Annotated in this window: 12 protein-coding genes; 10 read left to right on the top strand and 2 right to left on the bottom strand. The window is 62.8% G+C overall.

Annotated features, from left to right (window positions below):
• Positions 1–17: 17 nt before the first annotated feature.
• Positions 18–353: a Grx4 family monothiol glutaredoxin gene (gene grxD, locus G7007_RS04190; RefSeq protein ID WP_181092548.1), complete on the bottom strand. Its 336-nt coding sequence runs from the start codon at positions 351–353 to the stop codon at positions 18–20.
• 408 nt (positions 354–761) lie between these two features.
• On the opposite strand from grxD, the gene argF reads away from it, so the two are divergent.
• On the top strand, positions 762–1,682 hold the full coding sequence (argF, locus tag G7007_RS04185) for an ornithine carbamoyltransferase (protein WP_181099192.1): 921 nt from the start codon (positions 762–764) through the stop codon (positions 1,680–1,682).
• The gene (locus G7007_RS04180; protein WP_181099190.1) at positions 1,679–2,782 is read left to right on the top strand and encodes an ABC transporter ATP-binding protein; all 1,104 of its coding nucleotides are present in this window, start codon (positions 1,679–1,681) and stop codon (positions 2,780–2,782) included. The genes argF and G7007_RS04180 overlap by 4 nt, the downstream gene beginning before the upstream one ends.
• A gap of 36 nt (positions 2,783–2,818) precedes the next feature.
• Here G7007_RS04180 and ybaK read toward each other — a convergent pair whose 3' ends face one another.
• On the bottom strand, positions 2,819–3,289 hold the full coding sequence (gene ybaK / locus G7007_RS04175; protein WP_181099188.1) for a Cys-tRNA(Pro) deacylase: 471 nt from the start codon (positions 3,287–3,289) through the stop codon (positions 2,819–2,821).
• A gap of 303 nt (positions 3,290–3,592) precedes the next feature.
• On the opposite strand from ybaK, the gene G7007_RS04170 reads away from it, so the two are divergent.
• The 8 genes from G7007_RS04170 to G7007_RS04135 all read left to right on the top strand — a co-directional run bounded on the left by G7007_RS04170 (position 3,593) and on the right by G7007_RS04135 (position 12,740).
• Positions 3,593–4,435 carry an MIP/aquaporin family protein gene (locus G7007_RS04170; RefSeq protein WP_181099178.1) on the top strand — a complete coding sequence of 281 codons (843 nt, stop codon included), beginning with the start codon at positions 3,593–3,595 and terminating at the stop codon, positions 4,433–4,435.
• 60 nt (positions 4,436–4,495) lie between these two features.
• The gene (gene glpK, locus G7007_RS04165) at positions 4,496–5,986 is read left to right on the top strand and encodes a glycerol kinase GlpK (protein WP_181099176.1); all 1,491 of its coding nucleotides are present in this window, start codon (positions 4,496–4,498) and stop codon (positions 5,984–5,986) included.
• A gap of 291 nt (positions 5,987–6,277) precedes the next feature.
• A complete protein-coding gene (locus tag G7007_RS04160) occupies positions 6,278–7,033 on the top strand; it encodes a DeoR family transcriptional regulator (protein WP_181099174.1) in 756 nt (251 codons plus the stop codon).
• A gap of 633 nt (positions 7,034–7,666) precedes the next feature.
• Positions 7,667–9,193, top strand: a complete 1,527-nt coding sequence (gene glpD, locus G7007_RS04155; protein WP_181099172.1) for a glycerol-3-phosphate dehydrogenase — start codon at positions 7,667–7,669, stop codon at positions 9,191–9,193.
• Between the two features lie 334 nt (positions 9,194–9,527).
• Positions 9,528–10,448, top strand: a complete 921-nt coding sequence (locus tag G7007_RS04150) for a glutamate/aspartate ABC transporter substrate-binding protein (RefSeq protein WP_181099170.1) — start codon at positions 9,528–9,530, stop codon at positions 10,446–10,448.
• Between the two features lie 142 nt (positions 10,449–10,590).
• Positions 10,591–11,337 (top strand): amino acid ABC transporter permease, encoded by a 747-nt coding sequence (locus tag G7007_RS04145; RefSeq protein WP_181099168.1) that lies wholly within the window; start codon positions 10,591–10,593, stop codon positions 11,335–11,337.
• Positions 11,338–12,009 (top strand): amino acid ABC transporter permease, encoded by a 672-nt coding sequence (locus G7007_RS04140; RefSeq protein ID WP_181099166.1) that lies wholly within the window; start codon positions 11,338–11,340, stop codon positions 12,007–12,009.
• Positions 12,006–12,740, top strand: a complete 735-nt coding sequence (locus G7007_RS04135; RefSeq protein ID WP_181092559.1) for an amino acid ABC transporter ATP-binding protein — start codon at positions 12,006–12,008, stop codon at positions 12,738–12,740. Before G7007_RS04140 ends, G7007_RS04135 begins: the two co-directional genes overlap by 4 nt.
• The last annotated feature ends 46 nt before the right edge of the window (positions 12,741–12,786 follow it).

Genomic DNA, 12,786 nt, shown 5'->3' with positions numbered 1-12,786 from the left:
GGCGACGCGTCGGTGCATCAGGCTTCGGAGGCCTTGGCTTTGGCCGCCGCGTCCTTGATCAAGGTCTGCAGCTCACCCTTCTCGTACATTTCCAGCAGGATGTCGCTACCGCCGACCAGTTCGCCGCCGACCCACAGCTGGGGGAACGTCGGCCAGTTGGCGTACTTGGGCAGGTTGGCGCGGATTTCAGGATTCTGCAGGATATCGACGTAGGCGAACTTCTCGCCACATCCCATCACCGCCTGCGACGCGCGAGCGGAAAACCCACACTGCGGCGCGTTCGGCGAGCCTTTCATGTACAGCAGAACGGTATTGTTGGCAATCTGCTCTTTGATTGTTTCGATGATATCCATGGAGCACCTCGGCTTAACTTTCCGACACATCGCCGGCACGGTAGCGCAGTGTAACGGAAAGCCGGGCGACTTGTCCGGTCGACTGGCATGCCTGCCCTTTTTCAGGGCCGGAAGCGGAAGAGGCCAGGCCGCGGGACGGCACTCATCGCGTCGTGTGCGACAGGCGTTTGCCAAGCCCGCCAGAGACCGTGTACAAACGGAGCGTTCCTGAACGTCACGCGAGCCTCCGGCCGGAAACGCCTTGTGACAGCCTTGCGTCACACCCTCTTGGTTTCAGGCGACATTTAATTATAGTATTGCGCCCTTCCCATTCTCGTCGCTTGGTGCGGCATACGCCGCAGGTCACACCCGTTGCCGTTCGAAAACGCCGGAACTGACCTGCCTTCGTTGCAGATAAGGTAGTCACTCATGAACGCTAGGCACTTCCTCTCCCTGATGGATCTCACCGCTGACGAACTGCTCGGCGTGATTCGTCGCGGCATCGAGCTGAAGGACCTGCGTCAGCGCGGCGTCGTGTTCGAACCGTTGAAGAACCGTGTACTGGGCATGATCTTCGAGAAGTCGTCCACGCGCACACGGGTCTCGTTCGAAGCCGGCATGATCCAGCTCGGTGGCCAGGCCATCTTCCTTTCGCCGCGCGATACGCAGCTGGGCCGGGGCGAGCCGATCGCCGACAGCGCCATCGTCATGTCGAGCATGCTCGACGCCGTGATGATCCGGACCTTCGCCCATGCCACGCTCACCGAATTCGCTGCCCACTCCCGCGTGCCGGTCATCAACGGCCTGTCCGACGACCTGCACCCCTGCCAGTTGCTGGCCGACATGCAGACGTTCGTCGAGCATCGCGGTTCCATCCAGGGCAAGACCGTGGCCTGGATCGGCGATGGCAACAACATGTGCAACAGCTACGTGGAGGCGGCCCGGCAGTTCGACTTCCAACTGCGCATTGCCTGCCCCGAAGGCTACGAGCCTGATCCGCGCTTCCTGGCCGAGGCGGGCGAGCGCGTGCAGGTTCTGCGCGACCCCCGTGAAGCCGTGCTCGGCGCACACCTGGTGAGCACCGATGTCTGGACTTCCATGGGCCAGGAGGAGGAAACTGCACGGCGCCTGGCGCACTTCGCGCCTTACCAGGTCAACGCGGCACTGCTCGACCTGGCGGCACCCGATGCCCTGTTCATGCATTGCCTGCCTGCCCACCGGGGCGAGGAAATCAGCCTGGACCTGCTCGACGACCCGCGTTCGGTCGCCTGGGCCCAGGCCGAAAACCGCTTGCATGCACAGAAGGCGCTTCTCGAATTCCTGGTAGAACCGGCATATCACCACGCATGAGCCCTTCCTTACTGCTGTCGTTGCGCGATCTCGCCTGCGGCTACGGCGACCAGCGTGTCGTCCAGAACCTCAACCTGCACCTCAACGCGGGCGACATCGGTTGCCTGCTGGGGTCGTCAGGCTGCGGCAAGACCACCACCCTGCGCGCCATCGCCGGGTTCGAGCCGGTGCATGCCGGTGAGATTCGCCTGGCGGACGAGGTCATTTCCCGGGCCGATTTCACACTGGCGCCCGAGAAGCGTCGCATCGGCATGGTGTTCCAGGACTATGCGCTGTTCCCGCACCTGACCGTGGCACAGAACATCGCCTTCGGCATCGGCAAGCACCCACGACAGCGCAGCGTGATCGACGAGATGCTCGAACTGGTCAAGCTCGACGGCCTGGGTGGACGCTACCCACACGAACTCTCGGGAGGGCAGCAGCAGCGTGTCGCCCTGGCACGGGCCCTGGCGCCAGAGCCCCAGTTGCTCTTGCTGGACGAGCCGTTCTCCAACCTCGACGTCGAGCTGCGTCGCCGCCTCAGCCATGAAGTGCGCGACATTCTCAAGCACCGAGGCACCAGTGCCATCCTGGTGACCCACGATCAGGAAGAAGCGTTCGCGGTGAGCGATCATGTCGGCGTCTTCAAGGCCGGTCGCCTGGAACAGTGGGATACGCCCTACAACCTCTATCACGAGCCTCAGACACCGTTCGTGGCCAGTTTCATCGGCCAGGGCTACTTCATTCGCGGCCAGCTGACCAGCCATGAATCGGTCAGCACCGAGCTGGGCGAGCTGCGCGGCAACCGGGCCTACAGCATGGCGCCTGGCAGTGCGGTGGACGTACTGCTGCGGCCGGACGACATCGTCCACTCGCCGAACAGCCCCCTGCGCCCGCGCATCGTCGGCAAGAGCTTTCAAGGGGCCTCGACCCTGTATCGCCTCGAGCTGGCCACCGGCAGCCAACTCGAGGCGATCTTCCCCAGCCATGTCGACCACCAGGTCGGCGAAGCGGTGGGCGTGGCCGTCAAGGCGGATCACCTGGTGGTGTTCCCGGCGCAAGGCAGCGTCGCCGCGCAACTGTCCAATGCCCGCGTTCGGCGCCACAGCACGCCGCACTGACCGGCTCGAAGCAGGCAGCGCCCTGGCTGCCTTTCTTCACCCTCGCCCGATATCGGCGAACGTGGCCTGGGTCATCGCCGACAAGGCATCGGCGGTGAGTTCGACTTCGAGACCGCGCCGTCCGGCACTCACATGCACGGTCGCCAGGCCCTGCGCAGACGCATCGATGAACGTACGCAAGCGTTTCTTCTGGCCCAAGGGGCTGATCCCGCCGACCAGATAGCCTGTCGAACGCTGCGCGACGGCCGGGTCGGCCATCTCGCATTTCTTCGCTTCAGCCGCCTGGGCCAGGCCCTTGAGGTCCAAGGTGCCCGTCACCGGCACCACGGCCACCAGCAGCTCGCCCTTCTCGGTGCTGGCCAGCAGGGTCTTGAACACCTGACGTGCGTCCAGGCCGAGCTTTTCGGCAGCCTCCAGCCCATACGAGGCGGCTTTCGGATCATGTGCATAGCTGTGCACGCGGTGCTCGACGCGTGCCTTCTTGAGCAGGGCCAAGGCTGGAGTCATGGGCAGTTCCAAGGGTGGGCGATCAATGGCCACTGTAGGCCAAAACCCTGACCTGGGCCAGATCAGGCACGCCTTCTCCACGCCTTGAAGCAGGACGACCTTCAGGTGACCAGTCACTAAATGGCTGACCGTTCGGTTTCGACCTTTGACATTAGTATTTCTTGTCTATATTTTTTCGTTTCTGAAGAAACCCTGCCTCATCAGGGTGCATCTTGATTCAAACGCCCAGCTTCAGTGCGGATCGAAGCGGGGCCTTGCTGTCGAGCGCAGCCGCGCCTCACAACAACAAGAACGAGGTCATACATGACGAACACCGCTCCTACCCTACGGGCTCAGTGCCTGGCCGAGTTTCTCGGTACTGCCCTGCTCATCTTCTTCGGCACCGGCTGCGTGGCCGCCATGAAAGTCGCCGGTGCCGGCTTCGGACTCTGGGAAATCAGCATCGTCTGGGGCATCGGCGTGAGCATGGGCATCTACCTGACCGCCGGCATTTCCGGCGCCCACCTGAACCCGGCCGTCAGCATCGCGCTGTGGCTGTTCGCCGGTTTCGAGCGGCGCAAGGTACCGTTCTACATCGTCGCGCAGGTGCTGGGCGCCTTCTGTTCGGCTGCGCTGGTGTACACCTTGTACAGCAACCTGTTTTTCGAATTCGAACAAAACCACGGCCTGGTACGCGGCAGCGTGGAAAGCCTCGAACTGGCGTCGGTGTTCTCCACCTACCCCAACGCCGCCTTGGGCGTGGGTCAGGCCTTCCTGGTCGAGGTGGTCATCACGGCCATCCTGATGGGGGTGATCATGGCCCTGACCGATGACAACAACGGGCTGCGCCGCGGGCCGATGGCGCCCCTGCTGATCGGCCTGCTGATCGCGGTGATCGGCAGCGCCATGGGGCCACTGACCGGCTTCGCCATGAACCCGGCACGGGACTTCGGCCCCAAGCTGATGACGTTCCTGGCAGGCTGGGGCGAGGTGAGCCTGACCGGCGGCCGCGACATTCCCTATTTCCTGATACCGATCGTCGCGCCGATTCTCGGTGCCTGCCTGGGGGCCGCCGCCTACCGTGGCATGATTGCACGCCACTTGCCGAGCGTGGCCCTCGACCCTGTGCAGGCCGATGCGGCCCGCGTGGACACCCCCGTTTCCTGAGCGTCGGCTGCGAGCTCCGCCCAGCCCAGCCGCCCCTCCCTATTTTGCAAGGTCACCGACATGACAGACAGCCTCGACAAACAGTACATCATCGCCCTGGACCAGGGCACGACCAGTTCGCGAGCCATCATTTTCGACCGTGACGCCAACGTGGTCTGCACCTCCCAGCGCGAGTTCGCCCAGCACTACCCACAGGCGGGCTGGGTCGAGCACGATCCGATGGAGATCTTCGCCACCCAGAGCGCCACCATGGTCGAAGCGCTGGCCCAGGCCAACATCAGCCATGCGCAGGTCGCGGCGCTGGGGATCACCAACCAGCGTGAGACCACCGTGGTCTGGGACCGGGAAACCGGCCGCCCGGTGTACAACGCCATCGTCTGGCAATGCCGCCGCAGCACCGGCATCTGCGAGCAGCTCAAGCTCGACGGGCACGAGGACTACATCCGCCAGACCACCGGCCTGGTCATCGACCCCTACTTCTCCGGCACCAAGCTCAAGTGGATTCTGGACAACGTGGAAGGCGTGCGTGAGCGTGCCGAACGCGGCGAACTGATGTTCGGTACCGTCGATACCTGGCTGATCTGGAAATTCTCCGGCGGCAAGATCCACGTCACCGACTACACCAACGCCTCGCGCACCTTGATGTTCAACATCCATACCCTGACCTGGGACGCGAAGATGCTGGACCTGCTCGGCATTCCGGCGAGCCTGCTGCCAGAGGTTCGCAGTTCCTCGGAGGTCTACGGCCATACCAAGAGCGGCATCGCCATCGCCGGTATCGCCGGTGATCAGCAGTCGGCCCTGTTCGGGCAGATGTGCGTGGAACCCGGCCAGGCCAAGAACACCTACGGCACCGGCTGCTTCCTGCTGATGAACACCGGCAGCGAGCCGGTGAGCTCGTCCCATGGCCTGCTGACCACCATCGCCTGCGGCCCGCGCGGCGAGGTGGCCTATGCGCTGGAAGGCGCGGTGTTCAACGGCGGCTCGACCGTGCAATGGCTGCGTGACGAGCTGAAGATCGTCAACGACGCGCTCGACACCGAATATTTCGCCAGCAAGGTCAAGGACAGCAACGGTGTCTACCTGGTCCCGGCCTTCACCGGCCTGGGCGCGCCCTACTGGGACCCCTACGCACGTGGTGCGCTGTTTGGCCTGACCCGCGGCGTGAAGGTCGATCACATCATCCGCGCGGCCTTGGAGTCCATCGCCTACCAGACTCGCGACGTGCTCGACGCCATGCAGCAGGACTGCGGCCAACGCCTCAGCGAACTGCGCGTGGACGGCGGCGCCGTGGCCAACAACTTCCTCATGCAGTTCCAGGCCGATATCCTCGGCACCTGCGTCGAGCGCCCGCAGATGCGCGAGACCACCGCCTTGGGCGCCGCCTACCTGGCAGGCCTGGCCTGCGGCTTCTGGAGTGGCCTGGACGAGCTGCGTGGCAAGGCCGTGATCGAACGCGAGTTCACCCCACGCCTGGAAGAGGCCGAGAAAGAAAAGCTGTACGACGGCTGGAAGAAGGCCATCGAACGTACCCGCGACTGGGAGGCCTGAAGGCGGCAAGCTGCAAGCTGCAAGCTGCAAGCTGCAAGCTGCGTTGGGTGATCCCTTTCTTTCAAGGTTCACCTTTTGCATCGACGACTCGAGTTCTGGGGCCGCCTTGCGGCCCCTGCCGATGCACCGGACTGCCAGCACCCGGTGATCCTCCCCCATCAGTCACACCACCCATCAGCCTCAAGCCATGGACCAGCCACACCGCCCAGCTTGCAGCTGTAGCTCGTAGCTTGCAGCTCAACCCCCCAGCTTGTACCGTCTGGGCTTTTGCTGGCCGCTTGAAGGAAGCCCATGAACCTGCCCCCCCGACAACAACAGATCCTCGAGCTGGTACGCGAACGCGGCTACGTCAGCATCGAGGAGATGGCGCAGCTGTTCGTCATGACCCCGCAAACCATTCGCCGCGACATCAACCAACTGGCCGAAGCCAACCTGTTGCGTCGTTACCATGGGGGCGCCGCCTACGATTCGAGCATCGAAAACACCGCCTATGCCATGCGTGCCGATCAGATGCGTGACGAGAAGCAGCGGATCGCCGACGCCGTGGCCCGACAGATCCCCGATCACGCGTCGCTGTTCATCAACATCGGCACCACCACGGAGTTCATCGCCCGGGCCCTGCTCAATCACGCCCAACTGAAGGTCATCACCAACAACCTGCACGTGGCCTCGATCCTCAGTGCCAAGGACGATTTCGACGTACTGGTGGCAGGGGGCAAGGTACGCCGCGATGGCGGGGTCGTTGGCCAGGCGAGTGTCGATTTCATCGACCAGTTCAAGGTGGATTTTGCCGTGGTCGGGATCAGCGGCATCGACGAGGACGGTAGCCTGCTCGATTTCGACTATCAAGAAGTGCGCGTGTCGCAGTCGATCATCGGCAACGCTCGCCAGGTAATCCTGGCCGCCGACTCGAGCAAGTTCGGACGCAACGCCATGGTCAGACTGGGCTCGATCAGCCTGGTCGACTGCCTGGTGACCGATCGCACCCCCTCGCCCGCCCTGGCCGAGCTGCTCGGCCAGCACAAGGTGCGTCTCGAGGTGGTGTGAGGACAGGCGGTAGGGTGCGCAGACGCATGGCGCGCTGAACGTGCAGGTTCTGCAGTGCCGCAGTCGAGTCGGTCCGGCGCCTTGGAAGGAAATGTGGGGACAGTCCCAGCGCAGAGATGCCTGATACAGCATGGGCGGATTTTGTGGGCCCTGCGGGCCAGGCCTTTCAACGTCTTTGGAAAAAGCCCCAGGATAGGATCATTTTTTGCGCCCATAGCTTCACCGGCATGATACAGGCAAGCGCAGCCCTCCTGTGGGAGCGGGCTTGCCCGCGACAGCGTCCGGGCCATCACCGCCTGCATCGCGGGCAAGCCCGCTCCCACACAGAGGGTGAACCGCTCTGCCAGATCAGCAATGCGGTTCACATTGTGTTAGGCAAAGACGTTGAAAGGCCTGGCCCTTTGGGCCCATGAAATCAATGATACCTGCCTGCCAGGCCATCCACGACTGCTTAGCCCGAGAAAGAGCACGGCATCTTCTCCGCCTACGATGTTCGCAAATGTTCGAACCGTCACCCCCATCGATTTTTTCTATGGCAATCACCCTGGTGAAGCCACCGTTATTGCGCTAGTATTTTCGCAAACGAACATTGATGTTCGCATTCGATGCGAACGATCATCAGGAGGCCGTGCCGTGTCCCATCCCGCTTCTTCCCAGACAACGCTCGACGACTGCTACGATCTGGCCGTGATCGGAGGCGGGATCAATGGCGTGGGCATCGCTGCCGATGCCGCCGGCCGTGGCCTCAAGGTCTTCCTGTGCGAAAAGGATGACCTGGCCAGCCATACCTCGTCGGCCAGCAGCAAGCTGATCCACGGCGGGCTGCGCTACCTGGAGCACTACGAATTCCGCCTGGTGCGCGAAGCACTGGCCGAACGTGAAGTCCTGCTGGCCAAGGCACCGCACATCGTCAAGCCGATGCGCTTCGTCTTGCCTCACCGCCCGCATCTGCGCCCGGCCTGGATGATTCGTGCCGGTCTGTTCCTCTACGATCACCTGGGCAAGCGCAAGCGCCTGGGTGCCTCGCGCAGCCTGCGATTCGGTGCGGACAGTGCGCTCAAACCCGCCATCACCCATGGTTTCGAATACGCCGACTGCTGGGTGGACGACGCTCGCCTGGTCGCTCTCAATGCCATGAGCGCGCGTGAACAGGGTGCCGACATCCGCACCCGTACCCGCTGCCTGAGTGCCCAGCGCGTGGACGACGTGTGGCACGTGGAGCTCCAGCAGGCCGACGGGACCCGGCAGTCGCTGCGCGCGCGCGCGCTGGTCAATGCCGGTGGCCCTTGGGTCTCGAGCTTCATCAAGGACGACCTGCGTCTCGAGGCGCCCTATGGCATCCGCCTGATCCAGGGCAGTCACTTGATCGTGCCACGCCTGTACGAAGGCGAACATGCCCATATCCTGCAGAACGAAGACCAGCGCATCGTCTTCGCCATCCCGTACCTGGATCGCTTCACCCTGATCGGGACCACCGACCGTGAATACACCGGCGACCCGGCCAAGGTGCGCATCACCGATGAGGAAACCGACTATATCCTCAAGGTGGTCAACGCCCATTTCAATCGCCAGCTCAGCCAGGACGATATCCTGCACACCTATTCGGGCGTACGCCCCCTGTGCAACGACGAGTCCGACAATCCATCGGCCGTGACCCGCGACTACACCTTGGCATTGTCCGCCTCGGCAGGTCAGGCACCCTTGCTGTCGGTGTTTGGCGGCAAGCTCACCACCTACCGCAAGCTGGCCGAGTCGGCGATGGCCGAGCTCAAGCCGTTCTTCAGCCAGATGCGCGGCAGCTGGACCGCCACCTCGCCCCTGCCGGGTGGCGAGGACATGCAGACGCCGGCGCAACTGGCCGAAGCGTTGGTGGCACGCCATACCTGGCTGCCGAGCGAGACCGCACAGCGTTGGGCCGTCACCTATGGCAGCCGTGCCTGGCGCCTGCTGGACGACGCACAAGGGCTTCAGGACATGGGGCGACCGCTCGGTGCCGGCCTTTACACCCGCGAAGTGGACTACCTGTGCCGCGAAGAATGGGCCCTGGAGGCAGATGACATCCTGTGGCGGCGCACCAAACTGGGCCTGTTCCTCACGGAGTCCGAACAGCAGGCCTTGCGTGATTATCTGGCGCGCACGCGCAAGCAACAGGCGGCCTGAAGGGTGACAGAGGTGGGGCAAGGCGCACCTTGACGGTGCAGGCGTGTAGCCTTTGACCCACTGTCTTGAGGCGACGATGCGCACCTGACCAATGCCCGTTCGGTTTCCCGAACGGGCATTTTGCGTCTGTTCGGCCAGCCGGACGAAGAGTGGCTTTTTGCCCTCTATCCATTGGATTAATCCCTCTTGTTTCCAAGACCTTGTGCCAGGCACAGTGGATTGGCACGACTCATGCTCTACACTGTTTATCCGAACGCAACGCCACTGGCCGGCGTTCGTTGAACGAAAAATCCGCCAACGGCTTCATAAGAAAAACAACGTCGAGGAATTATTGATGCGTATCGTTCGTCATTTGCTGGGTGCCGCCATTGCCGCTTCCCTGATCGCTTCCCCGGTCATGGCCGATGAGCTCACCGGCACCCTGAAGAAGATCAAGGACTCGGGCACCATCACCCTGGGGCACCGCGACTCCTCCATCCCCTTCTCCTACCTGGCCGGCAAGCCAGAGCCCGTCGGCTACTCCCACGACATCCAGCTGGCCGTCGTCGAGGCCCTCAAGAAGCAGCTCGATGCACCTGACCTGAAGGTGCGCTACAACCTCGTCACTTCGCAGACCCGTATCCCATTGGTGCAGAACGGCACCGTCGACCTGGAGTGCGGTTCCACCACCAATAACGTCGAGCGCCAGCAGCAGGTCGGCTTCTCGGTCGGCATCTTCGAAGTCGGTACTCGTCTGCTGACCAAGGCCAAGGACGGGCAGCCCGCCTACAAGGACTTCGAGGACCTGAAGGGCAAGAACGTGGTGACCACCGCCGGCACGACCTCCGAGCGTCTGCTCAAGGCGATGAACGCCGACAAGCAGATGGGCATGAACGTGATCTCCGCCAAGGACCATGGCGAGTCGTTCAACATGCTCGAAAGCGGCCGTGCCGTCGCCTTCATGATGGACGACGCCCTGCTGGCCGGTGAAATGGCCAAGGCGCGCAAGCCGTCGGACTGGGTCATCACCGGTACGCCGCAGTCCTATGAAATCTATGGCTGCATGGTGCGCAAGGGCGACGAGCCGTTCAAGAAAGCGGTGGACGACGCCATCGTCGGCTACTTCAAGTCGGGTGAAGTCAACAAGAGCTACGAGAAGTGGTTCCAGCAGCCGATCCCGCCAAAGGGCCTGAACCTGCAATTCCCGATGAGCGACGAGCTCAAGAAACTGATCGCCGAGCCGACCGACAAGGCTGCGGACGAGAAGCAGTCCTGACCTGACCCGCGGCCCGTCGCCCACCCTGGGCAAGGCGTCATCCGACGGGCCGCCCATAAGTGTCTAACCTTTCATCCAGGGGCGCCTGCGCCTCTGGGTGCTGGAAGTTGTCCGTGAAACGACCGTTCGAGGGGAAATCCCGATGAATTACAACTGGGACTGGGGCGTGTTCTTCAAGTCCACCGGCGTGGGCAGCGAGATCTATCTGGACTGGTACGTCACCGGTCTGGGCTGGACCATCGCCATCGCCATCTGCGCATGGATCATCGCATTGCTGCTCGGCTCGATCCTGGGCGTGATGCGCACCGTGCAAAACCGGCTGGTATCGGGAATCGCCACTGCCTACGTGGAGCTGTTCCGCAACGTGCCACTGCTGGTGCAGCTGTTCCTCTGGTACTTCCTGGTACCGGACTTGTTGCCCGAAGGCCTGCAGGAATGGTTCAAGCAGGACCTGAACCCGACGACCTCGGCCCTGATCAGCGTGATCATCTGCCTGGGCCTGTTCACCGCCGCGCGCGTCTGCGAGCAGGTCCGTACTGGCATCCAGGCATTGCCGCGCGGCCAGGAATCCGCCGCACGGGCCATGGGCTTTCGGACTTCGCAGATCTACACCACCGTATTGCTGCCCCAGGCCTACCGGATCATCATTCCGCCGCTCACCTCGGAGTTCCTGAACGTGTTCAAGAACTCGTCGGTGGCCTCGCTGATCGGCCTGATGGAGCTGCTGGCACAGACCAAGCAGACCGCCGAGTTCTCCGCCAACCTGTTCGAAGCCTTCACCCTCGCCACGCTGATCTACTTCACCCTGAACATGGGCCTGATGTTGCTCATGCGCCTGATCGAGAAGAAAGTCGCGGTGCCTGGCCTGATCTCCGTGGGAGGCAAGTAAATGGAACTGGATTTCAGTGAAATCATACCGGCCCTGCCGGCGCTCTGGGACGGCATGCTGCTGACCCTGGAGCTCATGATCATGGGCGTGATCGGCGGTATCGTGCTGGGTACCCTGCTGGCTCTGATGCGACTGTCGTCGAACAAGCTGATGTCGAGGGTGGCGGGCGCCTACGTCAACTACTTCCGCTCGATTCCCCTGCTGCTGGTGATCACCTGGTTCTACCTGGCGGTGCCCTTCGTGCTGCGCTGGATCACCGGCGAGGATACCCCGATCGGCGCCTTCACCTCGTGCGTGGTCGCCTTCATGATGTTCGAGGCGGCCTACTTCTGCGAAATCGTGCGCGCCGGCGTGCAATCCATCGCCAAAGGCCAGATGGGCGCCGCCCAGGCGCTGGGCATGACCTATGGCCAGACCATGCGCCTGATCATCCTGCCTCAGGCCTTCCGCAAGATGACCCCGCTGCTGCTGCAGCAGAGCATCATCCTGTTCCAGGACACCTCGCTGGTCTATACCGTGGGCCTGGTCGACTTCCTCAACGCGTCGCGCGCCAACGGGGACATCATCGGACGCTCCCACGAGTTCCTGATCTTCGCCGGTGTCGTGTACTTCATCATCAGTTTCTCCGCTTCCTGGCTGGTCAAGCGCCTGCAAAAAAGGATCACCGTATGATTTCCATCAAGAACGTCAACAAATGGTACGGCGACTTCCAGGTGCTGACCGATTGCAGCACCGAGGTGAAGAAAGGCGAAGTCGTGGTGGTCTGCGGGCCGTCCGGTTCGGGCAAGTCGACCCTGATCAAGTGCGTCAACGCGCTGGAACCCTTCCAGAAGGGTGACATCGTCGTCGATGGCACCTCCATCGCCGACCCGAAGACCAACCTGCCCAAGCTGCGCTCCCGGGTCGGCATGGTGTTCCAGCACTTCGAGCTGTTCCCGCACCTGTCGATCACCGAAAACCTCACCATCGCCCAGCGCAAGGTGCTCGGCCGCAGCGAGGCGGAGGCCAACAAGAAGGGCCTGGCCCTGCTCGATCGTGTGGGCCTGAGCGCGCACGCCAAGAAGCATCCTGGGCAATTGTCCGGCGGCCAGCAACAGCGTGTGGCGATCGCCCGCGCCCTGTCCATGGACCCGATCGTGATGCTGTTCGACGAACCGACCTCGGCGCTGGACCCGGAAATGGTCAACGAAGTGCTGGACGTCATGGTCGAACTGGCCCACGAGGGCATGACCATGATGTGCGTGACCCACGAAATGGGCTTCGCGCGCAAGGTCGCCAATCGGGTGATCTTCATGGACAAGGGCAGCATCATCGAGGACTGCCAGAAGGAAGATTTCTTCGGCAACCCGAGCGCACGCCACGAACGTACTCAGCAATTCCTCAGCAAGATCCTGCAACACTGAGGCTGAAGGCGCCCATTGTTCGCCTGGACGGGCAATGGGCGCTGGT

This window comes from Pseudomonas entomophila, from assembly GCF_013523125.1.
Classification (GTDB): Bacteria; Pseudomonadota; Gammaproteobacteria; order Pseudomonadales; family Pseudomonadaceae; genus Aquipseudomonas; species Aquipseudomonas entomophila_B.
Note: the sequence above shows the minus strand (reverse complement) of the source record. Positions and strands in the feature narration are given on the sequence as shown.

Bases quoted from the DNA above. Each gene is read 5' to 3' on its own strand.
- glpK (WP_181099176.1), top strand. From the start codon at position 4,496: ATGACAGACAGCCTCGACAAACAGTACATCATCGCCCTGGACCAGGGC.
- argF (WP_181099192.1), top strand. From the start codon at position 762: ATGAACGCTAGGCACTTCCTCTCCCTGATGGATCTCACCGCTGACGAA.
- G7007_RS04150 (WP_181099170.1), top strand. From the start codon at position 9,528: ATGCGTATCGTTCGTCATTTGCTGGGTGCCGCCATTGCCGCTTCCCTG.
- G7007_RS04140 (WP_181099166.1), top strand. From the start codon at position 11,338: ATGGAACTGGATTTCAGTGAAATCATACCGGCCCTGCCGGCGCTCTGG.
- ybaK (WP_181099188.1), bottom strand. From the start codon at position 3,289: ATGACTCCAGCCTTGGCCCTGCTCAAGAAGGCACGCGTCGAGCACCGC.
- G7007_RS04135 (WP_181092559.1), top strand. From the start codon at position 12,006: ATGATTTCCATCAAGAACGTCAACAAATGGTACGGCGACTTCCAGGTG.
- G7007_RS04160 (WP_181099174.1), top strand. From the start codon at position 6,278: ATGAACCTGCCCCCCCGACAACAACAGATCCTCGAGCTGGTACGCGAA.
- G7007_RS04180 (WP_181099190.1), top strand. From the start codon at position 1,679: ATGAGCCCTTCCTTACTGCTGTCGTTGCGCGATCTCGCCTGCGGCTAC.
- grxD (WP_181092548.1), bottom strand. From the start codon at position 353: ATGGATATCATCGAAACAATCAAAGAGCAGATTGCCAACAATACCGTT.
- G7007_RS04145 (WP_181099168.1), top strand. From the start codon at position 10,591: ATGAATTACAACTGGGACTGGGGCGTGTTCTTCAAGTCCACCGGCGTG.
- G7007_RS04170 (WP_181099178.1), top strand. From the start codon at position 3,593: ATGACGAACACCGCTCCTACCCTACGGGCTCAGTGCCTGGCCGAGTTT.